At 59.6% G+C, this 22157-nt stretch carries 19 protein-coding genes and 1 tRNA gene; 4 read left to right on the forward strand and 16 right to left on the reverse strand.

Going from position 1 to position 22157, the window contains the following annotated elements; translation table 11 throughout:
- Positions 1–53: 53 nt before the first annotated feature.
- From QP093_RS04460 to QP093_RS04480, 5 genes are all read right to left on the reverse strand, one after another.
- Positions 54–1109 carry a vWA domain-containing protein gene (locus tag QP093_RS04460; protein WP_285014991.1) on the reverse strand — a complete coding sequence of 352 codons (1056 nt, stop codon included), beginning with the start codon at positions 1107–1109 and terminating at the stop codon, positions 54–56.
- Positions 1106–1564, reverse strand: a complete 459-nt coding sequence (locus QP093_RS04465) for a hypothetical protein (protein WP_285014993.1) — start codon at positions 1562–1564, stop codon at positions 1106–1108. Before QP093_RS04465 ends, QP093_RS04460 begins: the two co-directional genes overlap by 4 nt.
- Positions 1554–2447, reverse strand: coding sequence for a DUF58 domain-containing protein (locus QP093_RS04470; protein WP_058237326.1), 894 nt, complete (start codon positions 2445–2447; stop codon positions 1554–1556). The genes QP093_RS04465 and QP093_RS04470 overlap by 11 nt, the downstream gene beginning before the upstream one ends.
- Before the next feature lie 21 nt (positions 2448–2468).
- The gene (locus QP093_RS04475) at positions 2469–3467 is read right to left on the reverse strand and encodes an AAA family ATPase (protein WP_058237327.1); all 999 of its coding nucleotides are present in this window, start codon (positions 3465–3467) and stop codon (positions 2469–2471) included.
- A 218-nt stretch (positions 3468–3685) separates the two neighbouring features.
- Positions 3686–5515 carry a phosphoenolpyruvate carboxykinase (GTP) gene (locus QP093_RS04480; RefSeq protein ID WP_058237328.1) on the reverse strand — a complete coding sequence of 610 codons (1830 nt, stop codon included), beginning with the start codon at positions 5513–5515 and terminating at the stop codon, positions 3686–3688.
- 320 nt (positions 5516–5835) lie between these two features.
- Here QP093_RS04480 and QP093_RS04485 point away from each other — a divergent pair, with 320 nt between their 5' ends.
- The 3 genes from QP093_RS04485 to QP093_RS04495 all read left to right on the forward strand — a co-directional run bounded on the left by QP093_RS04485 (position 5836) and on the right by QP093_RS04495 (position 8260).
- The gene (locus tag QP093_RS04485) at positions 5836–6465 is read left to right on the forward strand and encodes a DUF47 domain-containing protein (RefSeq protein ID WP_058237329.1); all 630 of its coding nucleotides are present in this window, start codon (positions 5836–5838) and stop codon (positions 6463–6465) included.
- Positions 6466–6469: 4 nt separating this feature from the next.
- Positions 6470–7534, forward strand: coding sequence for an inorganic phosphate transporter (locus QP093_RS04490; RefSeq protein WP_058237330.1), 1065 nt, complete (start codon positions 6470–6472; stop codon positions 7532–7534).
- Between the two features lie 237 nt (positions 7535–7771).
- Entirely contained in the window at positions 7772–8260 is a 489-nt protein-coding gene (locus tag QP093_RS04495) for a septum formation family protein (protein ID WP_058237331.1), read from the forward strand.
- Positions 8261–8448: 188 nt separating this feature from the next.
- On the opposite strand, the gene pstB is transcribed toward QP093_RS04495, so the two are convergent.
- From pstB to QP093_RS04530, 7 genes are all read right to left on the reverse strand, one after another.
- A complete protein-coding gene (gene pstB / locus QP093_RS04500) occupies positions 8449–9228 on the reverse strand; it encodes a phosphate ABC transporter ATP-binding protein PstB (RefSeq protein WP_058237898.1) in 780 nt (259 codons plus the stop codon).
- Positions 9229–9363: 135 nt separating this feature from the next.
- Complete coding sequence (gene pstA, locus QP093_RS04505; protein ID WP_083314548.1) at positions 9364–10350, reverse strand: phosphate ABC transporter permease PstA; 987 nt, start codon at positions 10348–10350, stop codon at positions 9364–9366.
- Positions 10350–11318, reverse strand: a complete 969-nt coding sequence (gene pstC / locus QP093_RS04510) for a phosphate ABC transporter permease subunit PstC (RefSeq protein WP_058237332.1) — start codon at positions 11316–11318, stop codon at positions 10350–10352. The genes pstA and pstC overlap by 1 nt, the downstream gene beginning before the upstream one ends.
- Before the next feature lie 14 nt (positions 11319–11332).
- Positions 11333–12475, reverse strand: coding sequence for a phosphate ABC transporter substrate-binding protein PstS (pstS, locus tag QP093_RS04515; protein WP_285015004.1), 1143 nt, complete (start codon positions 12473–12475; stop codon positions 11333–11335).
- A gap of 232 nt (positions 12476–12707) precedes the next feature.
- Complete coding sequence (locus tag QP093_RS04520) at positions 12708–13751, reverse strand: NUDIX hydrolase (RefSeq protein ID WP_285015007.1); 1044 nt, start codon at positions 13749–13751, stop codon at positions 12708–12710.
- A 121-nt stretch (positions 13752–13872) separates the two neighbouring features.
- Positions 13873–16335 carry an RNA degradosome polyphosphate kinase gene (locus tag QP093_RS04525; RefSeq protein ID WP_502929380.1) on the reverse strand — a complete coding sequence of 821 codons (2463 nt, stop codon included), beginning with the start codon at positions 16333–16335 and terminating at the stop codon, positions 13873–13875.
- A gap of 21 nt (positions 16336–16356) precedes the next feature.
- On the reverse strand, positions 16357–16992 hold the full coding sequence (locus QP093_RS04530; protein ID WP_285015013.1) for a hypothetical protein: 636 nt from the start codon (positions 16990–16992) through the stop codon (positions 16357–16359).
- A 173-nt stretch (positions 16993–17165) separates the two neighbouring features.
- On the opposite strand from QP093_RS04530, the gene QP093_RS04535 reads away from it, so the two are divergent.
- Positions 17166–17241: transfer RNA gene (locus QP093_RS04535), tRNA-Lys, on the forward strand.
- A gap of 867 nt (positions 17242–18108) precedes the next feature.
- Here the strand turns inward: QP093_RS04535 and QP093_RS04540 are convergent.
- The 4 genes from QP093_RS04540 to QP093_RS04555 all read right to left on the reverse strand — a co-directional run bounded on the left by QP093_RS04540 (position 18109) and on the right by QP093_RS04555 (position 22153).
- Positions 18109–18366: a GlsB/YeaQ/YmgE family stress response membrane protein gene (locus QP093_RS04540; RefSeq protein ID WP_285015015.1), complete on the reverse strand. Its 258-nt coding sequence runs from the start codon at positions 18364–18366 to the stop codon at positions 18109–18111.
- Between the two features lie 214 nt (positions 18367–18580).
- Positions 18581–19528 carry an EamA family transporter gene (locus QP093_RS04545; protein WP_285015017.1) on the reverse strand — a complete coding sequence of 316 codons (948 nt, stop codon included), beginning with the start codon at positions 19526–19528 and terminating at the stop codon, positions 18581–18583.
- Positions 19528–19920: a peptide-methionine (R)-S-oxide reductase MsrB gene (msrB, locus tag QP093_RS04550; RefSeq protein ID WP_285015095.1), complete on the reverse strand. Its 393-nt coding sequence runs from the start codon at positions 19918–19920 to the stop codon at positions 19528–19530. The genes QP093_RS04545 and msrB overlap by 1 nt, the downstream gene beginning before the upstream one ends.
- A gap of 121 nt (positions 19921–20041) precedes the next feature.
- Positions 20042–22153: a mechanosensitive ion channel family protein gene (locus QP093_RS04555; protein ID WP_285015019.1), complete on the reverse strand. Its 2112-nt coding sequence runs from the start codon at positions 22151–22153 to the stop codon at positions 20042–20044.
- Positions 22154–22157: the final 4 nt, after the last annotated feature.

A 22157-nucleotide genomic window follows, 5' to 3' on the forward strand; every position in this document is an offset into this window, starting at 1 on the left:
TGACAGTGGCGCCGCGGTCCCCTCGTCAATGACCCTGACGAGCGGTAGTGGTGCTAGATGCGCATCCATGCCGCCAATGCAAGCAGGCCGAGCAGGCACCAGCCGCCGAACGACAGAGCACCTTCAGGCCGGTCCGTTTCCACAACCTCACCCGTTGACAGTTCGGCGGTCTGCTCATCCTCGATCTCCTGCACCACCGAATCTGTCAGGCTCGGGTCACCCAGCGCGTACATCTGCCCACCGGTGCGTTCGACCTGCTCCTGCATCTCTTCTGCTTCACCGAAGCTCAGGGACAGGTCCGGGTACAGGCCCGTGACAGTCACGCCGTACTCGATCGCCAGGTCAGTGGCCTCCTGCAAGGTATACAAAGGCGTGCCCTGAATCATGTTGTCGGTGGCGAACAGGACCGTGCGTGAGCGCTCCTTGTCTGTGTGGTCGAAGCCGTACACACAGGACGCCAGGCCGTCACCCGACTGCGAGGAGACGATGTCGGAGGTGTCCGGATCAGGGTCGTTGGGGTCAATATCCCAGATCTTCGGGTCATTGATGTGGCGGAATAAACGCTCCACCTCCGGTGTCATGACCCAGAAACTGTCCGGCAAGTTGAAGTTGCCGGAATCGATCGTGTCAATAATCTCGGCAAAGACTTCATGCACCATGTCGTAGTCATCGGTCAGAGGAAACACAATCCAGGAACGGCCCGACCACAGCTGCAGGGAGACACGCTCGCCGGCAAATCCCGACACAATCGAATCGAAGGTTTCAATGATCTGCATGTCGTATGGCAGCATCGACCCTGACGCATCCAGGCACATGATCATGTCACGAGACTGCACGCTGTGGTTATCCACTCGCCGGTCAACCGGCGATGCCGCCACCACGGCAGTGCTCAACGTCAAACCCAACAGCAGCATCACCACACCCAGCAACGCCAGGCGCGAAAGGTTTTGCAGCTGGCGGTACTTCGGCAACGTCCGCACGAACCCACTGTTGGCGACCCACGCTTCGTGGCGGTGAGCGCGCGACCGGTCACGAAAGAAGATCCAGCTGGTCAGCGCCCCTAAAACGACAATGCCGATGACGACGGCAATAAACAGTGGGAATTTCATGAGTCCACCACCTGCCGCGCCTGAGCGATCACGGCACGCGTGTCAGCCTGGTTCTCCTCCTGGAACGAGGGGTCTTCGCACGCGTTCAGCACGTCAGCCAGCTCTGTCCACGTGGGCACCAGCTGGCGGATCTCTTCAACGGTGGCCACTTCCAGGTCACGCCCCGTTCGCTGAGTTCCCAGCGCACGCATCAAACCGGCAACGGCCAGGTGCACGCCGCGTGTGTCCAGGTCGCCCTCGTCCTGCCGGGCGGCAATCTGCGTGAGAAGTTCGTTGTAGCGTTTCTTTTCGGCCTGTGAAATCGTCATCAGTTCGGGGTGGTCCGCTTCGCGCGCATTGCGCCACCTCCACAGGCAGATCGACAGCCATGCAATGACCAGCAGGATCAGGACGCAGCCGGTGATCCACATCCAATGCGGGTAGGTCAGCGTATCCTGCAGCGAATCAGTGGGCACGACCGCTCCTTTCAAGCGCTGTGACAAGGGCACCAGGCACCGCCGCAACCGAATCCATCGACACCTGAGTGACCCCCACTCGCGCCAGCATCTCCGACACTGCCTGCTTGCGTTGACGCGCCACGATCGCGGCCTGCTCCGCCAGTTTCTTGTCACCGATGACGAATTCAGGCAGCTGACCGGCGTTGACGTCGATCACTTCAGTCCCTTTCGGCAAGGATGCCGCCAGCATGTCCCCCACCTGCATGACGATCACGCGGTGACGCACTGTGAGGCGTTTCAGAGCCTGCTCATCGGACAACTGCGGGCGCGTCTCATCTGTCACGATGACGATCAGGGATCGGCGGCGGGTTGCGGCGAACGCCCTCGTCAATAGCCTGTGCATGTCCGAGGGAGGCGCTGTCAGGTCGATGTTCGCCTTGAGCTGGCGCAAAATCATCTCCGCATGCTGGTTGCCGGAGCGAGCGGGCACGTGCCGCAAACGACGTGAATCGCCCGCAACCATACCTACCTGGTCGCCGCGCATGGAAGCCAGCCACGCGACAATGCGGCACGCTTCCAGGGCAACTTCGTTCTTTGACTCCCCCGAAGGTGCGAGGGCGCCCATGGATCGCCCGGCGTCGACCACCAGCATCATCTGCACGTTGGCGGTTGCTTCACGACGCTTGACGATGGGTTCCCCGGCTCGGGCGGTCGCTTTCCAGTCAATGTCCTTGACATCGTCGCCGCGCTGGTAGACCGCCATGTCACGAAACTCCATGCCCCGCCCGGTTCGCTCGGACGAGTGCCGACCTTCCATCACCGACAGGAGACGCCGCATGACAGGCAATTCGACGCGAGTGCCGATTGCCTGGAGCGTGCCGCGAGACGTGCCTGATGCCATGATGCAGATCCTTCTGGGTGTTTACGGCACCGGGACGGCGTTGAAGACAGAATCGATCAGGCGATCCACGTCCACACCGTCAGCGATCGCATCATAGGTGCGGATCATGCGGTGACGCAGCACTGCATGGCGCATCGCTTTGATTTCCTCAGGGGTGACGTAGTTGCGACCTGACATCAAGGCGAGGGCCTGAGAGACGCGCATCAGGGCGATACCGCCGCGCGGGGAGGCTCCTACGCGCAGCAGTTTGCTCACCGGCTCGACGTAGCGAGGACCCTGGCCGCGCGTGGTGTTGATGATGTCAACGATGTAAGCCTTCAGGGTGTGGTGAATGAAGACGCGGTTCGTCATCTTCTGCAGCGTTGTCAGATCCTCGAGACTGATCGGTTCTTCCTGGATCTGCGCATCCATCGTGCCCGCATCGATGCGTTCGAGGACTTCGAGTTCTTCACGAGGCTGAGGGTAGGTGATGATCTGCTTCATCAGGAAGCGGTCCATCTGAGCTTCGGGCAGAACGTAGGTGCCTTCCTCTTCGATGGGGTTTTGCGTAGCCATGACCATGAAGGGTTTGGGCAATGGGTAGTTCACGCCGCCGATCGTTGTCTGAGCTTCCTGCATGGCCTCGAGCATGGCTGACTGGGTTTTCGCTGAGGAACGGTTGATTTCGTCCAGGAGCACGAGGTTGGCGTGAACAGGTCCGAGCTGCGTGACCATTTCGCCTGTCGCCTGGTTATAGACCTGCGCGCCGATAATGTCATTGGGCATGAGGTCAGGTGTGCATTGGATACGCCTGAAGGAGCCGGATACTGCTGAAGCCAGGGTCTGGGCTGCTGTTGTCTTGGCCAGGCCAGGGACGGATTCAAGCAGGATGTGCCCGCGTGCCAGCAGTGACGCGATCAGTGCACGTCGCAGGTCATCCTGTCCCACCACACGGGAAGCGAAAATGCGTTCCACCCGAGACAGCAGGTCTCTGGCGTGGGAGAGTTCCTCGTCAGTCAGATAGTTCGGGCTCTGGCTCATGAACAGTATCTTTCTTCTTGAACTGTGCGATCGACGCACTCATTGTCTCACTTTGGTTGATGCGCCACTGAGGCTAGTCTACGTTCAGGAAGATCACGATGGCTAGATAAAGACGAAGGGGCCCGTCTGGTTTCCCAGACGAGCCCCTGAACGTTCAGGCTGCGAGCCTCACTGGGAGACTACGCACCACCGATCTGCGGGTTCTGCAGATCGCATCGTCACTTGGCAGCTGCAATGCGATCGCGGAACTTCTTGAGCTGCTCGGTAATTTCTGCCGGCAGATGATCACCGAACTGTTCGAAGTACTTCTCGGTATCATCCATTTCGGCTTCCCACGCCTCAGGATCGATGAAGAACAGCTTGTCCCAAGCCTCTTTGTCAAGATCGAGTCCTTCAAGGTTGAAGTCCTCGAACTTCGGGTACAGGCCGGTGACGCCTTCGATGGCTTCGACCTCGCCGGCTGCGCGGCGAACGATCCAGTCGAGAACGCGGGAGTTGTCGCCGTATCCCGGCCACATGAACTTGCCGTCCTCGTCCTTACGGAACCAGTTGACCTGGTAGACCTTCGGGAACCTGTCGCCCAGTTCCTTCTGCATCTCCAGCCAGTGGCCCCAGTAGTCAGCCATGTTGTATCCGCAGAAGGGCAGCATGGCGAATGGGTCGTGGCGCAGGGAGCCGACTGAACCTTCAGCAGCAGCGGTCTGCTCGGATGCAACGGATGCACCAATGAACACACCGTGTGCAGGCTCGTACTGCTCAGCAACCAACGGAACGTTGGAAGCGCGGCGGCCGCCGAACAGGATTGCGGTGACCGGCACGCCTTCTGGTGCTTCCCAGTCGGGGCAGATGATCGGGCACTGCGATGCTGGAACCGTGAAACGTGAGTTCGGGTGTGCTGCCGGTGCATCGGACTCCGGCGTCCAGTCCTTGCCGTGCCAGTCGATCAGGTGCTCAGGCACGTCGCCGTCGATGCCTTCCCACCACACGTCGCCATCGTCAGTCAGTGCAACGTTGGTGAAGATGGAGTTGGCCTTGGCGGTTTCCATTGCCATCGGGTTGGTCTTGTAGGACGTTCCGGGGGCAACACCGAAGAAGCCGGCTTCCGGGTTGATGGCGCGCAGGGTGCCATCGGGACCGGGGCGCATCCATGCGATATCGTCACCGACGGTCTCAACCTTGTAGCCGTCAATGGTCGGCTGCAGCATAGCGAGGTTGGTCTTGCCACATGCTGACGGGAAGGCAGCGGTGATGTGGTACTGCTCGCCGGTCTTCTCAGAGGTCAGGCGCAGGATGAGCATGTGCTCCGCCATCCAGCCGTCGCGGCGAGCCATCGTCGATGCAATACGCAGTGCGAAGCACTTCTTACCCAGCAGAGCGTTGCCGCCGTAACCGGAGCCGTAAGACCAGATCTCGTTGGTCTCGGGGAAGTGCGTGATGTACTTTTCGTCGTTGCACGGCCACTCGGTATCGGTCTCGCCCTCGGCAAGCGGCTTGCCGACGGAGTGAACTGCAGGAACCCACGGCTTGCCCTCGTTGATGAGGTCCATAGCCTTGGCACCCATGCGGGTCATGATGCGCATGTTGCACACAACGTACGGTGAGTCGGTGATCTCAATGCCGAGCTGAGAAATCGGGCCACCCAGCGGTCCCATGGAGAACGGCACCACGTACATGGTGCGTCCCTTCATCGCGCCGGTGAACTTCTCCTTCAGAGTTGCCTTCATCTCCTTGGGATCTGCCCAGTGATTCGTCGGGCCGGCGTCTTCTTCCTTCTCGCAGCAGATGAATGTGCGGGATTCGACACGGGCGACGTCAGACGGCAGAGAACGAGCCAGGAAGGAGTTGGGGCGCTTCTCTTCGTTCAGACGCGTGAACATGCCTGAGTCAACCATCTGCTCAGTCAGACGATCCCATTCTTCCTGGGAGCCATCAGAGAACTCGATGGCATCAGGTGTGGTCAGAGCAGCAATCTCGGCCACCCAACTCACGACGTCTTCGGGAGCATTTGATGGCGCTGCGGAGCGGACATCTTGTTCGGTCACGGACATACTTTTGCCTCCTGAGGCACTCGGTACTCCAGGGCGCGGTCACGCCCTCGATCTACGATCCCATCATCTCGCACCATAGGGGTTTTCGCTAGGGCGAATAGTCCCACCGCTGGTGTGTCCGACTCCACATTCACCGCCGGTTTGGCGCACGATTCCGCGCCAACCGTAGAATAAAAGCGTGCGAAAATCCTTATTTAGCTCGCCAGCACACCTGCACGTATGCGCGAGGATTGCGCGAAATTAACTGCTTGTGTGAAACTTGCAGCGATTTGCCCTAATGTTAACTATGTCTGACAGACATGTGAATACTGGGAGTCCGTATGCCTTTACGTAAGTCCGATGGGCCGTCGTTTTTCGATCTACTCACTAAGCAAGCAGCACTTTTAGTATCAGCTGTCGATCTTCTGGGATCCATGCTCGGCTCGCTGCCCCTGGAGCGAGTCGCCCTCCGCGACAAGCTTCACGAAATTGAACACGAGGCAGATGAGCTTAACCATGCGTTAACGAAAAAGCTCAATATGTCGTTCGTGACCCCGTTCGACCGTGAAGACCTCGGCTTCCTTGCCGGTCGGCTCGACGACTGCATGGACTACATGGACGAGGCTGGCGACCTGATCGTGCTGTACGGCCTCGACGACATTCCCGAGGACGTCGCCACGCTCCTCGCAGCACAGATCAACGTTCTGGTGCGCTGCGCAGATCAGACCGCGACCGCTCTGCCCGGCCTGAAGTCTCCACTTGACCTGCGTGACTACTGGGTGGAGATCAACCGCCTCGAAAACGAGGGTGACAAGGCCTACCGTCACACTCTGACAGCACTGTTCGACTCCTCTCTGGATCCAGTCACCATCATCAAACTCAAAGACGTCGTGCAGGTTCTTGAGCGAGGAACCGACGCATTTGAGGACCTCGCCAACGGTATTGAAGCCATTGCCGTGAAGGAGTCCTGAAGCGGTGGATCTCAATCTGATCCTTGTCGTAATGGTGATCGTCATCGCCCTGATTTTCGACTTCACCAACGGATTTCACGATGCTGCCAACGCAATCGCGACGTCCGTGTCGACCCGCGCGCTGACCCCCCGCGTCGCCTTGATCATGGCCGCCGTCATGAACATCTTCGGCGCGCTCATGGGCACGGAAGTAGCCAAGACTATCGGTGAAGGCATCATCGACATCTCTCACTACTCTCTGTCAACGGATACGGGTCTGCAGCGCGAGGGCCTCGTCATCGTTCTGGCGGCCTTGGTGGGAGCGTGCACCTGGAACCTGATTACGTGGTGGTTTGGGTTGCCGTCCTCGTCATCGCATGCGTTGATCGGCGGTCTGGTCGGTGCCGGGCTTGCGTCCGCGACTGCCGTGAAATGGACCGGCATCGTGCAGCACGTCATCGTCCCCATGTTTGCCTCCCCCGTCATTGGCTTCCTGCTGGGTTTCATCCTCATGAAGGTTGTGCTGTGGTTGTTCGCAAACTTCCCGTATCACCGCACGATGCGTAACTTCCGCCTGGCGCAGACACTGTCAGCTGCAGCAATGGCATTGGGCCACGGTCTGCAGGATGCTCAAAAGACGATGGGTGTCATCGTCATGGCCCTCATTGCAGGCGGCTACGGTGAAACCCACCAGGTGTTTGACCCTGCCACCGGCGACATGCAGATTCCTCTGTGGGTCAAGCTCGCCGCTGCAGGCGCGATCTCTCTTGGCACGTACTCGGGCGGCTGGCGCATCATGCGCACCCTGGGCCGCAAGATCATCGACCTGGATCCTGCCCGCGGTTTCGTCGCGGAGACCATTTCTGCCGCCGTGCTCTACCTGTCGGCGTTCGTCTTCCACGCACCGATTTCGACGACGCACACCATCACCTCGGCAATTCTGGGCGTGGGTTCAACCCGGCGATTCTCAGCGGTGCGCTGGGGCGTGGCTGGAAACATCGTGATCGCATGGTTCCTGACACTGCCCGCTGCGGCGGCAGTGGCGGCAGTGCTGTTCTTCGCCATCCACGGTCTGGTTGGCATCGTCTAGAAGCACGTACGATCCCCGTACAGGTCCGCCGAATCACACGTGCTCCCTCTGAGCGTCCGCACCGGACTTTTCGACGATTTCGCGCCGGTTTTCGTCGAAAATTCTCTATCTTTTTCATGCCCCGTTCGATACCATGAAAGTGTCCTGACAACTCAGCTGTCGCCTCCGTTGCAGGTGGCGTTTTCCTCTCATCCACTCATTTACGAGGGCGACTGCGCGACGCTAAGTGAGAACGATATGCTGAACTTTCAAGACCTTTCTTCTTCGCATCGCCCGACATCACGAACCGTGTGTGCAGCGTTGAGCGCATGCGGGTTCGCAGTGGCGGCATCCATGCTGGCCGGGTGTTCGTTCCTCGGATCGGGTAACGACACGTCAGCTTTTGACCTGAAGGTTGGCCAGTGTATCGAGGCCCCGCCTGAAGATGAGATCGTGGAATCCCTGCCCGTAGTTGAATGCTCGGAACCCCATGTCGGCGAAGTCATGTACGACTATGAGATTGACGCCCCGGAGTACTCTGAGTCGCTGTCGGATGAGGCCACCGTTGAGTGCGCGAAGCACTTCGAAGAATATGTCGGTGTCCCTTTGGAAGCCTCGCAGTTGGACGTGGCGCCGTTGAGCCCATCTGAAGATTCATGGAAAGAAGGCGACCGCGTGGTTTCCTGCCTCATTTTCCACGAGACTGGCCAGACACTGAATCAGTCAGTTAGGGATTCCAAGATGTAATGCTCCGCGTAAAGGTTGAAAACGCGATAATCGTGGGGCGCCCTCGCCAGTGATTGACGTGGGCGCCCCACGGCATACAAAACCCGGCGGGCAACCCCTCACCCTATGTCTGACAGTAGGCCGCGAGGCCTCATAAGTGGTGAGAAGCTGCCCGCCGGAAGCATTGCCGGGCCAGGAAGCCCGCGATCTTATCCGAAGCGTCCGGAGATGTAGTCCTCGGTCGCCTGCTTGGACGGATTCGAGAAGATCGTCTCGGTGTCGTCGAATTCGACGAGCTCGCCGGAGCCGCCCGTTTCCTTCAGGTTGAAGAAACCGGTCTTATCCGACACACGCGATGCCTGCTGCATGTTGTGCGTGACGATAACGATCGTGTACTCCGACTTCAGCTCGTTCATCAGGTCCTCAATGGCGAGCGTGGAGATTGGGTCGAGAGCCGAACACGGCTCATCCATCAGGAGCACCTCGGGGCGCACAGCGATGGCGCGTGCAATACACAGACGCTGCTGTTGACCGCCGGAAAGTGAGGATCCCGGAATGTCCAGCCTGTCCTTGACTTCGTTCCACAGGTTCGCACCGCGAAGTGACTTTTCAACGATCTCGTCCTGCATCGCCTTGTTCATACGTCGCGCGTTGAGTTTCATGCCAGCAAGCACGTTCTCACGAATCGACATCGTGGGGAACGGGTTGGCGCGCTGGAACACCATGCCGACATGGCGACGCACCTGGACGGGGTCGATCTTCTTGTCGTAGATGTCGACGCCTTCCAGCTCAACTTTGCCTTCCACATGCGCACCGGGGATCACCTCGTGCATGCGGTTCAGGGAACGCAGGAATGTCGACTTGCCACATCCTGACGGGCCAATCAACGCGGTGATCGCGTGGCGTGGAATTTCCACCGTCACATCTTTCACGGCAAGAAAATCGCCGTAGTAGATCTGTTCATCGGTGATATTGAAACACGTCGTCATCGTTTTAACTCCGTCTTTTTTCACTGTCAGATTTGAAGGCGACGCGTCACGTGGCTCATCGTAAGCGCGTTCCGTCTGCGTTGCCACGGCTGTCTGTGTGCCCTGCCCCGCGGGATTATCCATTGTGCTCATCGTTTAGCGTCCTCCCTTGGGAGCAAAAATCTTGGCGATCACTCGGGCAATCAGGTTCAGAACCATCACCAACAGGATGAGGACGAGGGCGGCCGCCCACGCCCGTTCATAGTTGATGGTGGGTACGCAGTTAGCCACACCTTCACGGCAGGTGGCCAGGCCCTGCGAGTACTGTCGGTAAATGTATACCGGCAGTGTCGCCATGCGGCCATCCATCACATTGGCGTTCATGCGTCCAATGAAGCCTGCGGTGATCAGCAGCGGGGCTGTTTCACCGATGACGCGGGCGATAGCCAGCATGACGGAGGTAGTCAGGCCTGCTGCAGCGGTACGCAGTACGACTTTCACCACGACACGCCACTTTGGCACGCCCAGAGCGTAGGCAGCTTCACGCAGTTCGTTAGGAACCAGGCGCAGCATTTCCTCACTGGAACGCACCACTGTCGGGATCATCAACACCGACAAGGCGATCGCGCCGATGATGCCTGCTCGATAGGAGGGGTCGTACAACATGAAGATCGAGGCGGCGAACAGACCAGCAACAATCGAGGGGATGCCGGTCATGACGTCGACGAAAAATGTCGTGGCCTTCGACAGGAGCCCGTTGTTACCGTATTCGACCAGGTAGATTGCCGTGAAGATACCGATCGGCGCAGAAATCAGTGTCGCCCACAGTGTCACGAGTGTGGTTCCGACCAGTGCGTGGGCGATACCGCCGCCCACTTTACCGCCGAACATGCCGACCATATCGCTGACGAGGAAGTCCCACGTGGTGCGCAGGTAGCCATTACTGATCACCGTGACCAACACCGTGACCAGCGGAATCATGGCAAGAGCGAATGCGACAGTCACCAGTACTGTCACGAAGCCATTGGTGAGTTTTCTTCCGATTGGCAGCGACTCATGGATCGGGCTCTGATGGCCGCGATTGTTGTCTGAATCGGAAACGTCCTTCGGCGAAGTGTTCGTACCAAGTGTTGCTGTGCTCATCAGTTCGCTCCTGAGAATGCGGCTCGACGCGAGACGATCCAGCGCGCAATCGAGTTGACGATGAGGGTGATCGCGAACAGAGCAAGACCCGTTGCGATCAGAGCCGACGAGTTGATGCCCGTTGATTCGGGGAACTGCAAGGCAATGTTGGCCGCAATCGTGGAGTGCTGACCTGCCTCGAGGATGTGCCATGAAATATTGCTGCCGACTGACAGCACCATGACGACAGCCATTGTTTCACCAAGAGCTCGGCCAAGGCCCAGCATGGACGCTGACACGATACCGGAGCGTCCGAACGGCAGAACGGCCATCTTGATCATTTCCCACTTCGTGGCACCAAGGGCCAAAGCAGCCTCTTCGTGCAGGCGCGGGGTCTGCAGGAAGACCTCTCGCGACACGGAAGTAATGATGGGCAAAATCATGACAGCAAGGATCACCACCGCGGAGGCGAGTACACGGCCCGTTGGGGACACTGTGCCGGCGAAGAGTGGGAACCAGTCGAAGTACTTACCCAGGAAGTCATAGAGCGGCATGAGGATCGGGATCAACCAGATCGCACCCCAGAGGCCGTAAATAACGGACGGAACTGCCGCAAGCAGGTCAACGAGGTATCCAAGAACCTGGCTGATACGCGGAGGTGCGTAATGGGAAATAAAGAGGGCGACACCGACTGCAACAGGAACGGACAGGAGCAGTGCCAGCACTGCTGCCAGGATCGTGCCGAATATCTGCGGCGCCGTGAACTTCCAAATCGTGACTTCCTCAGCCGACCCCATCATCTTGAAACGCAGGGAAGGGTCGGAAATCGCGGGCCACGCCCGCAGCAGTAGGAAGATCGCTACTGCTGCGAGCGTGCACAAGATTAACGAAGCAGCGGCGGTTGAGAGGCCAGCGAAAACCTTGTTACCGATTCTCCCTGGCGTTCTCTCCCAGCTCTTATTCTTCGTTGTTGTAGGTGTCGTAACCAACGCGAACCTGTACCTTACTTGATCTGGTCCAGAACGCCGTTGATTTCACTGCGCATTGCTTCGGAGATGGGAGCCGCACCAGCGTTGTCGGCTGCCATCTGCTGGCCTTCCTCGGAAGCCTGGTATCCGATGAATGCCTTGACCAGTTCGGCCTCGTTCGCATCCTCGTAGGTGGAGCACACGATTGAGTAGGAGATCAGAATCAGCGGGTAGGAGTCGTTCGTCTCGGGCACGCGGTTCACGGACAGTGCGATGTCGTTAGCATCGCGATCCGCAACGCGCTCAGCCGTTTCAGCGGCCTTGGCTGCTGTCTCAGCGGAGAAGGAGACGTAGGTTCCGTCGGCTGCTGCCAGTGCGACAGTTCCGAGGTTGCCGGCCTGAGAAGCATCGGCGTAGCCGATGGTGCCGTTACCGGCCTGGACGGCCTGGACAAGTCCAGAGGTCTTGTCACCGGATTCGCCACCGGAGACTGGCCATTCCTTGCCTGGATCCGTCGGCCATGCCTCGGGAGCAGCTGAGTGCAGGTAGTCGGTGAAGTTCTCGGTCGTACCTGACTTGTCGGAACGGTGAACAGGGGTGATGGCGAGATCTGGGAGCTGGGCATCCGGGTTTGCCTTGGCAATTGCCGGATCGTTCCAGTTGGTGATTTCGCCGGCGAAGATCTTGGCGATGGTTGCGGCATCCATGTTCAGGGAGTCGACACCCTCAAGGTTGAAGATAACGGCAACCGGGGAGATGTACACCGGAAGGTCCCATGCAGGTCCACCACAGCGTGCTTCGGCTGCTGCGATCTCGTCGCCTTCAAGCGGGGCGTCCGATCCGGCCCATGCGACCTGCTTGCTGGTGAACTGTGTGATACCGGTACCTGAGCCAACTGCCTCGTAGGAAACAGTCACATCAGGGTTAAGTTCGTTGAAGCCTGCCTTCCAAGCTTCCATCGCGGCTTCCTGGGAGGACGCACCCGAACCGGCAACCGAACCTGAGAGGTCAGTCGCAGGTGCAACTTCATCCTGAGCTGACTGAGAGTCGCCGGATGCTCCGTTGTCCGCGCCTGTGCTTTCCGCTTTGTCTCCGCCGCCGCAAGCAGCCAGAGCGAGCGTCATGGTGGTGGCACCTGCCAGAGTGGCGAGAAGCTTTGTACGAGCATGCACTGTCATTGATCATCTTCCGTTCTGCCGCCACTGTGGCGGCGCGTTGACGATAGACCCGGAATGTCCCGGATATTGCTCACGCTAAGAGGGGGAAGTGACAGCAAAGCCGGTTAAAGATGAACAAATGGTGAACTTGCACGTGAGGGTGCCCACACAGTTATAAAATTGTAACCTTTGCCCGGTTTTTAGGGCCTGAAATTCATTCAAACGTGACAATTCCGGACGCGATTTGCGCCCGTTAGAGCGTCGCCAGCTTGGTGAGAGGGCGATACGTTTCCACGGCAACAACGCACGGGCCGCCCTCGTGCATGACGATATGAGCCAGGAGCATCTGAGCAGTCTTGAGCCACGGCGACTCCGCTGGGAACGCGGCGTGCAACGATGAGAGCGAGTACGAGCGTATCGGCTCAAACAGGGCAGGCAGCGTGGGCCTGTGCGCGCAGATAATCGTCGGCGCGGACCCGGGGTTTTCAATTGCTTCATTGACGAGGGCGGCGCCTGCGGCCGGGTTGTCTGTCATCGCGCTTTCATCCAGCTCGTCGAACAGCTCCATGCCGATGCCGGTCAGTGACGCGTACGGTCCGACGGTGGACGCACAGCGTCGCCACGACGAGGACAGGACCTTCGTGATGCCAAATGCTGACATGAGATCGATCAAGTCGATGCTCTGGCGAACGCCGATACGCGCCAGGGGGCGATCCGCATCCGACCCTTCCCAACGCCCGCGCTTCACGGCCTTTGAGTGGCGCACAATGGCCAGCGTGGAGCTGACAAGTCCACCGCTTTCAGCCAGAGCTACGAGCTCATCCAGCAGACGACGATCGCCTCGGCGGGTCAACGTGCGGCGTGCAAGTGACGGGCTCACCCAGCGCGTATTGTCGATCTCGCGGCGGGAGGCCTGATGGACAGGCGGGCGGCTGAGCAGTGCCGGAGAATCGGGCTGGCAGGCCTGTCCGACCCAGTAGTGGACCTCCTTGATGTGGCCCGCGCCAAGTCGGTAGCGCTGAATGGTCAGTGGCGCTCCCAGCGTGACCGGCAGGCCGGTTTCTTCTTCCACTTCCCGCACGGCGGCCACCGGCAGCGGCTCGTTGAGTTCAGTCTTACCTTTGGGCCACGACCAATCGTTGTAGCGCGGCCGATGGACCAGCAGGACCTCTATGTCATCGGGATCAATGACGTCACCGAGGGTGGCGTCGCGGTCAGACTGCGTAAATCTCCACACCAATGCACCGGCGGCTCTGACTAGCCGGCTCGGTATCGGTGACGGATGGGAACGGGACACGTCATAAGCGTATCTGACCCAGTGCCATGATGCCGACGATGGGCAAAAATACGATCGACTCCACGCGGTGGGCGGGCCGCCGAGGCTTCCAGCTGTGGCGCAAACCCCGTCCGCGTGTCCCTTAGCTGCGGCCGACGACGCGGGCAGATGCCTCCGCCATCAGTGTTTCCTGCAGATCCTCCAGACGTTTGCCCTCGTCATCGCGGTTGTGCCGCTTCCACGTACCGTCATCTTGCAGATGCCATGAAGAGGTTGTCGGCGCCACGCCTCGACGCACCAGGTCAGCAAGATAACTAACCTGCGACGGATCCACGATACGCACCAGAGCCTCCACGCGGCGATCCAGATTGCGGTGCATCAGGTCAGCCGACCCGATCCATACTTCCTCTTCGCCTTCCGGGCCAAACGCGTAGATACGCGAATGCTCCAGGAAGCGACCCAGGATGGAGCGAACCCGAATATTCTCCGATAAGCCGGGCACTCCGGCCTGAATTGCGCAGATACCTCGAACCAGCACATCCACCTGAACACCGGCCTGGCTGGCGCGGTACAGAGCATCGATCACTGCCTCGTCAACAACCGAATTCACCTTGAAACCGATCCAGGCAGGTTGACCGTTCCGCGCGCGCTCAATCTGCTGGTAAATCCGCTCGATCAAACCGGGTCGGATTTCCAGCGGTGCGACCAGCAGGCGGTGGAACGTGGAGCGTGGCGCGTAGCCGGACAGTTGGTTGAACAGTCGCGTCAGATCCTGACCCACATCGCGGTTATAGGTCAGCAACCCCAGATCCTCGTAGCCGCGCGCCGTCTTCGGGTGGTAGTTACCGGTTCCCACGTGGCAATAGCGTCGCAGCTGATCGCCCTCCTGGCGCACCACCAGTGACAGTTTGCAGTGCGTCTTCAGACCCACCATGCCGTAGACGACGTGCACTCCGGCGCGTTCAAGCTTGCGCGCCCACTCGATGTTGGCTTCCTCGTCGAAACGGGCCTTGATCTCCACGATCGCGACCACCTGCTTGCCGTTCTCGGCCGCTTCGATCAGCGCAGACACAATCGGAGAATCGCCCGAGGTGCGGTACAGCGTCTGCTTCATGGCCAGCACATTGGGATCACGCGCAGCCTGCGTGATGAAGTTCTGGATGGAGGTGGCGAAAGAATCATACGGGTGGTGCAGCAGCACGTCGTGCGACCGGATCGCGCCGAAAATATCCGTCGGGCGCGCCGATTCAACCTCTGCCAGTCCGGCTGGAGTCACCGGCACATACGGTTCATACTTCAGGCGCGGAATATCGAGTGCCTGCAGCTCATTGCACAGCGTCAGGTCAAGCGGTGCCGGCACCATAATCACGTCAGCGGGCGTGATTTCCAGCTTGCTGATCAGAAAGTCCAGTACGAAGCGTGAGATCGTATCCTCAACTTCGAGGCGAACCACCGGCCCAAACTTTCGGCGCAGCAGTTCTTCTTCCATCGCGGTCAGCAGGTTTTCCGCATCATCCTCTTCTACTTCGAGGTCCTCGTTACGGGTCAGTCTGAACGAGTGTGCCTCGACAATCTCAACACCTGGGAACAGGTGGTCCAGGTGCGCGGCAATGACTGATTCGAGGGTGATGAACGTGGCGCCCTCATCAGTGTCGACATAACTTTCCGCGTTCCCCTCGCCCATTGCGGAGTCGATGTTGATCAGTCGCGGCATCGACGGCGGCACCTTGATGCGCGCGAAGTGCAGCTTCGAGGTAATCGGGTTGCGCACCACGACCGCGAGGTTCAGTGACAGCCCCGAAATGTATGGGAAGGGGTGCGACGGGTCCACGGCAAGTGGCGTGATGACGGGGAAAATCTGCCGACGGAAATAAGTCGTCATCCTGGAGCGCTGGTCATCTGTGAGCTGATCCCACCCGCGCAGATGAATCCCTTGCTCGTCCAGCCTGGGCAGGATGTCGTTCTGGAACTCACGGGCCTGACGCTCGCTGAGTTCGCGCGTGCGCATCTGGATACCGTCCAGGACCTGACGCGGCGACAGACCAGCGGCAGACGGTTTGGCAATGCCGGCGTTGATGCGGCGCTTCAGTCCGGCCACACGCACCATGTAAAACTCATCAAGGTTGGAGGAGAAAATCGCGGAGAACCATCCGCGTTCCAGCAGCGGCACATCCTCATCTTCACTTTGCTCCAGGACGCGCTCGTTGAACGCCATCCATGACAGTTCACGATCTGCGAAGCGTTTGTCCGGCAACTCGCCGAAATCTTCAACGGTCGAGGCTGGTGCGGCGCTGGCCTGGGCATCTTCAGCGCGCTCCTCATAGGAGTTCGCGTCGGCGCCCACCGTGATGTGCTCACCATCCTGGATGCCGCCGGTAGCTTCGTCTTCCTCGTCGTATTCGGAGTCTTCGTGTTCGACACCGACGAGCTGTTCATTGTCGGCAGGGATCACCAATTCGCTCGCCAGGGCAGCTTCAACCGCGCTGCCACTGGTGACGTGAGCGCTATGAGCGTCACCCTCGCCGTTGGTGTCGTCTGCTGGCCAGTGTTCATCTGGCGCCGAGAATGTTTGGTCCGAATTGCCTGCATGTTCCGGGTTCGTCATCATTCTTCCTCACACTGGCGACTAATTGAGCGCACCGATGTGCGCTTCTTCAGCTGATCGGTCAAGTTCATCTGCGGTCTGAATCAGCGCGCGGGCGCGCGTGGTGACGGGGTATGCCAACGGGTCCCGCGGGTCGACGATCCATTTGCCGCCCTCGGCGTCTCCAGCTGCAACGATCCGCATCGCCCGTGACGTTGCAGTAATGATGTCAGCCAGGTCGTCGTCGTGGCGGCGCCCTTCGAGCAATTGGTCAACCTCGTGTACCACGTGCTCCAGATCGGGAATGTCAACGGGATGTTCAAGGCCGGGGATGATGTCCGCATGGCTTCCGCGCACAAAACGGTCGCAAACCAACGCAGTGTCGCGGTGGTACCAGCGCGACCACAGGTAGACTCGCCACAAGGCTCCGGGCAATGTGAATTCCGGGCTGCGTGACCACATGTCGGCCAGCACGTCCACGCCTTCCGTGCGCACGGCGGTGCGCAGGCGTTCGATTTCGTCAGGTCCGAAGTCGTCGTCACTGACTCCCATCAAAGCCCATGCTGACGAGTGCGCAATCGCAGACATTTCCGCAGGGTCGGAGTCGCCGACGATTTGTTCGGCGTCGGCCGGGTCCAGCATTGCTGGCCGACGAGGGCGACGCTGTTGGCTGTTCATCTGTGACTCCTTCTCGGTGATATGACGAGCCTACCGCCTGAAGGTGAACGGCGTTGATCAAGTAGTTGAACGGAGTGGGCACCCTCGCCAATCCTGATCCGAGGGGGATCGTGGTTTTTCCCACGTCACGCCGATTAGTGCAACGTGGGACTGATGCATTACCATGCTCTCATGGGCCTATAGCTCAATTGGCAGAGCAACGGACTTTTAATCCGTGGGTTGGGGGTTCGATTCCCCCTGGGCCTACCATTGTGATGTGTCGGGGCATCGTTGACAATCAGTTAGCGGTGTCCCGGTCTTTCACTATATGGCCGACCTTGCCGCGTATGCCCTAACCGCAGATCACTCGGTGGAATGCGACTGCTGTCCGGCCACAACACACCAGAACGCGCACAATCCCCTAGATTTAAGCCCTCCGTGTGTATATACCCCTAGTTCTAACCTCGCCTCGTGCACATACCCCTAGTTCTAGCCCCGCCTCGTGCACATACCCGTAGATTTAAACCCTCCGCGTGCACATACCCCTAAAAAGTCTTGTAAAAATGCACAATCCCCTAGATTTAACGCGTGAGGCTCGAGGCCGCCGGAAGCTACTGACGGCTGACCTGCGGAAATAGGTTTTGTCCTTTTGGGGTGCCGACTTTAGCTAGGGGAATGTGCACCAAAGCAGGGAAGATCTAGGGGAATGTGCGCGGTCACGCCTAAGATCTAGGGGGATGTGCACAAATGCGCGTCTATTTGAGGGGATGTACACCGAGCCGTTTAAAGCGGAGAAAAGCGTACAACCTGCGCACAGTGCTCCAAGACGGAGACGGAATCAATCCGAGACAGAGCCAGGCATCAATCCGAGATGCGGCCGCACGGACGCAGACGCCAAGGCCACACGCAGGCGCAAAGCTTCGGAAGGTACGGCGGTGCAAACACTCATACAGAAGCTCGCCAAACGAGCTTAAACGTCAGGCGAGCTGAAGCGACATGCAGACGCCACGCGGGCTTAAGCATCGAACAGACGGCAAGCAGGCTTAACCGTCAAGCGACCTCAAGCGGCGAGCAGACATACAGAAAGGCCCGGCCATTTCTGACCGAGCCTTTCCACAGTCTGCGGATCCGCTGACGTTACTTCGTCAGGGAGTTCGACTTACCCTGAATTCCGAGGAATACGCCGATAAGCAGGAATGCCACGACTGCGCCGATGATCCAGCGAAGCACTGTGCCCACTCCAAGCGCACCAGCGATCCATCCCGCGATACCGTAACCGGCAGCACCCAGGATAATAGTCCAGATGATGCCCATACCCTCGTCGCCCTTCATGAAGACGCGAGCGATTGCGCCGATAACGGCGCCGGCAATAATCATCCACAAGATGTCCAACATGATCGTTCTCTCATTCTGTTGATCAGCAGAGACATCTTCATGATCTCATACGTTTTGCGTCAATGCGAGACCAAATACGGCCAGTTCTGGTCTAGCGGACATCTCGCCCGCATCTGCCCCGTCAAGTCGGCGTTGACGCAAGCTGCTCGCGCTGCAAGGTCACAGCAAGGCAGTCGACCTGGAACAGCTCAGGCAGGTAATAGCGGCGCTAGCGTCACCCTCGTCGATGATGCGGCTGAGGCGGGTAGGAGGCGAGTCCGACAGCAACTGAAATCAACACAAGACCCACCAGAGACCAGGCACTGGGCAGTTGCCGCAATGTCACCGCACCGATCAGCGCCGACGTTGCCGGCAACAGGGAGTTGAACAGGGCAAACATGGCGGCACTGAGGCGGCCCATGGCGAGCGCCTCCAACGAGTACGGGATCACCGTTGACAAGACTCCGACACCGACCGCCATGACGACCAGTTTCGGTGAATTCAACGCGCTAACCGCTCCGACCGAAAAGAACGGGGCGAACACAAGTGCGGCAGTGCCACAGCCCAGCGCCAGATTCGTGATGCCTGAGCGGCGCGACGCGATCGACTGCCCCATCACGATGTACCCCGCCCATAGGGCTGCAGCCCCGAGCACCCAGGCCGCACCAACGAGCTGCCTGGTGTCGCTCAGATCCAGTCCGAGGCCACCGATGCAGGCCACTCCGGCAAAAGCCAGCGCTCCTGCGATACGTCCGGACCAGCCCCCGGAGGTCACCACCGCAACCGTTACCGGGCCGAGGAACTCCAGGGAGACCGCCACGCCCAGCGGCAGAATGTGGATCGCCTCGTAAAAGCAGATATTCATGCCGCCCAGCACGATGCCGAACAGGGCCGACGCAGCCAGGTCACGCGGATTGAAGCGCCATATACGAGGGCGGCGCCACGCCAGCAGCACAACCGCACCCGTTGCGATGCGGACCCATGCTACTTCAGCGGGTGTCATAACGGCGAACAGGGTCACTGCCAGCGCTGCACCGAGGTACTGCGTGAGCCCCGATCCGACCAGAAAGAAAGGCGCAGGGATCGCGATTGACGCAGCTCGCAGAGCGGAGCCTTTACCTCGGGATGCAGGTCGGTGTACGGAAGCAGGTCGGTGTGCCGATAACGGTTCCGGTCCCGGCATCAGTGCTCTTCAAAGTCGAGGCTGACAGAATTCATGCAGTAACGCAGCCCTGTTGGCTGACGGGGAGCATCGTCAAAGACATGACCCAGGTGAGAATCGCAGCGAGCGCACCGCACCTCCGTGCGCACCATGCCGTGTGAACGGTCCTCACTGGTGGTCACAGCTGCATCTTCTGGCTGATAGAAGCTCGGCCAGCCGCACAGAGAATCGAACTTGGTGGTTGAGCGGAACAGTTCCGCGCCGCACGCTTTACAGCGGTAGATACCCTCGCGATCCTCGTGGAGCAGTGCACCGGTGTGCGCCATCTCAGTGCCGCCCTCGCGCAGGACGTGGTATTCCATGGGGTCGAGTATGCGGCGCCATTCTTCCTCGCTGCGCACTACCTTGCCGATAGTGTCGGTAACCGCTTTGCCGTTACTGTCAGCAACCGCTTCGTCGGCGTTGCCATTAACCGCCCCGCCGTCGTTGTCACCGCTCTCCCGCAGGTCGCGGGCTCCTTGATCATTCTGCGTTTCACTCACGGCTCGATCCTCCCAGTAGTCCTGAGCCCTTTTCCTGGCGGATCTGCGACTCACGTTTTCTTTCTTCCAGTACTTCCGGGTCAGGGCCCGAAAATGCGGCACTGCGCTCTTCCGCGTCGGGCGAGCCGGAAAAGACCCGCTCCCCCGTCGTGGTTGTCTCATCGTCCGAGTCTGCTCGACCAGTCGCGTCTGCCACTGCACCGTCGGGGTCGCTGCCGACCTGGTTCGCACTGGCCAGATCCACACTCGTATTGTCCGCACGTGCAGAGCTCGCATCGCCAGCCTGTGCACCGCTGGTGGGCGCACTACTGCCCGCTCCCGCGCCATCGTCATCGGCCTGCTTCTTGGGCTTGCCATCTGCTCCAATGGCCGGCATCACGGCAGTTTCCGCTACGCCTGACACAGAACGAGCTATCTGAGCCGCTCCCCCTGCAGACGCTGCTTCCGACGCCTGGTTAGCCTGACCAGGAGCCCCGCTGCCAGCATCGGACTTGACACGCAGATGCCCCTGCGCCTGCGCAATGATCGTGTCAACCTCTTCTGGCGTGAACACATGGGTCGTGCCCGTACCGTTCGCATGAGCAGCATCCCCAGCGGCGTCTGCTCCCCCGCGGCCAGTCCGTTTCGCCGCTGCGGCAGGACCGTCCTCCGCTCCAGATCCGGCGTTCTCTGCTCTTTCGAGGCGGTCGCGGTTGCGCTGCGACATGGCCCGTCGACGCGCCCTCTTCGCGCGTTGGCGCGCCGCCAGCATACGAGCAGCGTGCACAGGGTCGAACGGGTCTCGCTTGTCACCATCATGCGTCGCAGCATCGCCGTGGTCACCCTCGTCAGTCTTGTTGTCCGAGGGGGACCCACCGGATGTATCTGAACCTGCAATACCGGATAGTTCAGTGGCCAGGCGCGCGATCAGTTCCTGGGACTCATCCTTTGTCACCTCTTTGATCTCGCGCGGCTGAATGATGCGGGCGGGACGCGCCCACGGGTATTCCTTCGAGATCCACGCGATGAGCTGCTCGCGCATGAAACAGCGCAGATCCCACAAGTTACCCGAATTCGACGCTGACAGGGAGACCCTGACGGTGACTGTCTGATCAGTCGAATCAGTCACCTGCACGGCCCAGGAGCGGCGATCCCACAGATCCGTGCTGTTCAGGAGCTGCTCGACTTTTTGACGCACCACCGCCACCGGCACCGCCCAGTCGGTGTAGATCTCCACGGTGCCGAGGAGTTTGGTGGCCTTGCGGGTCCAGTTTTCAAAAGCAGACGACGTGAACTTCGAGGACGGCACGATCAGGCGGCGATCATCCCAGATATGCAGGACAACGTACGTCAACGTGATCTCCTCGACCACTCCCATCGTTTCCTTGTCCCCCACGACGACAACAATGTCGTCAACACGGATGGCGTCCGTGAAAGCCAGCTGCAGGCCGGCGAACACGTTGCCGAGCGTGGACTGGGCGGCAAGACCGGCGATCACGGAGACGATGCCGGCCGAAGCAAGCACCGTCGTCAACGCCTGCTGAGCCCCGGGGAATGTAAACAGGACTGCGGCAAAGCCGAGGATCCAGACCACGACCTGCAGGACGCGGCGCAGAACCTGAGCCTGAGTCTTGAATCTGCGCGAGCGTCCGTGATCGGAGCGGTTGCGCACGTGCGCGGCGTCTTCGATCACCCACACGGCGGCGGCGATGACCCATGTCGTTGCCAGGAGTGCGAGGATCAACAACCCGTGGTCGAGATATTTCACCCACGTGGGCTGATTGCTGACATCGGTGCTGCCCAGCGCAACAGCGCATCCGGCAAGCGCACCCCACGCCATAAGTGCCCAGTACGAAGGCGCGTGGATGCGGCGCTGCAAGGCTTTCAGCAATCGAAGTTTGCGGAGCGCAAATCGGCTGACGCGCGCAAGAATGAATGCGACCACAATTCCGACCAGGATGCCTACCACGATTCCGAGGAATACGCTAGCCACGTCGAATGCGGTTTCAACAGCTTCGGCAGGTGCAGAGGGGTCCCCGATCGGCATAATTGTGCCGAAAACGAGGCTTGACTGCGCGCGGCAGCCCGTGAGAACGGCGGAGAAATCAGGTCCGAAAACTGTCATACCC

The sequence above is a fragment of the Pauljensenia sp. UMB10120 genome, assembly GCF_030212035.1.
Taxonomy (GTDB): domain Bacteria; phylum Actinomycetota; class Actinomycetes; order Actinomycetales; family Actinomycetaceae; genus Pauljensenia; species Pauljensenia radingae_A.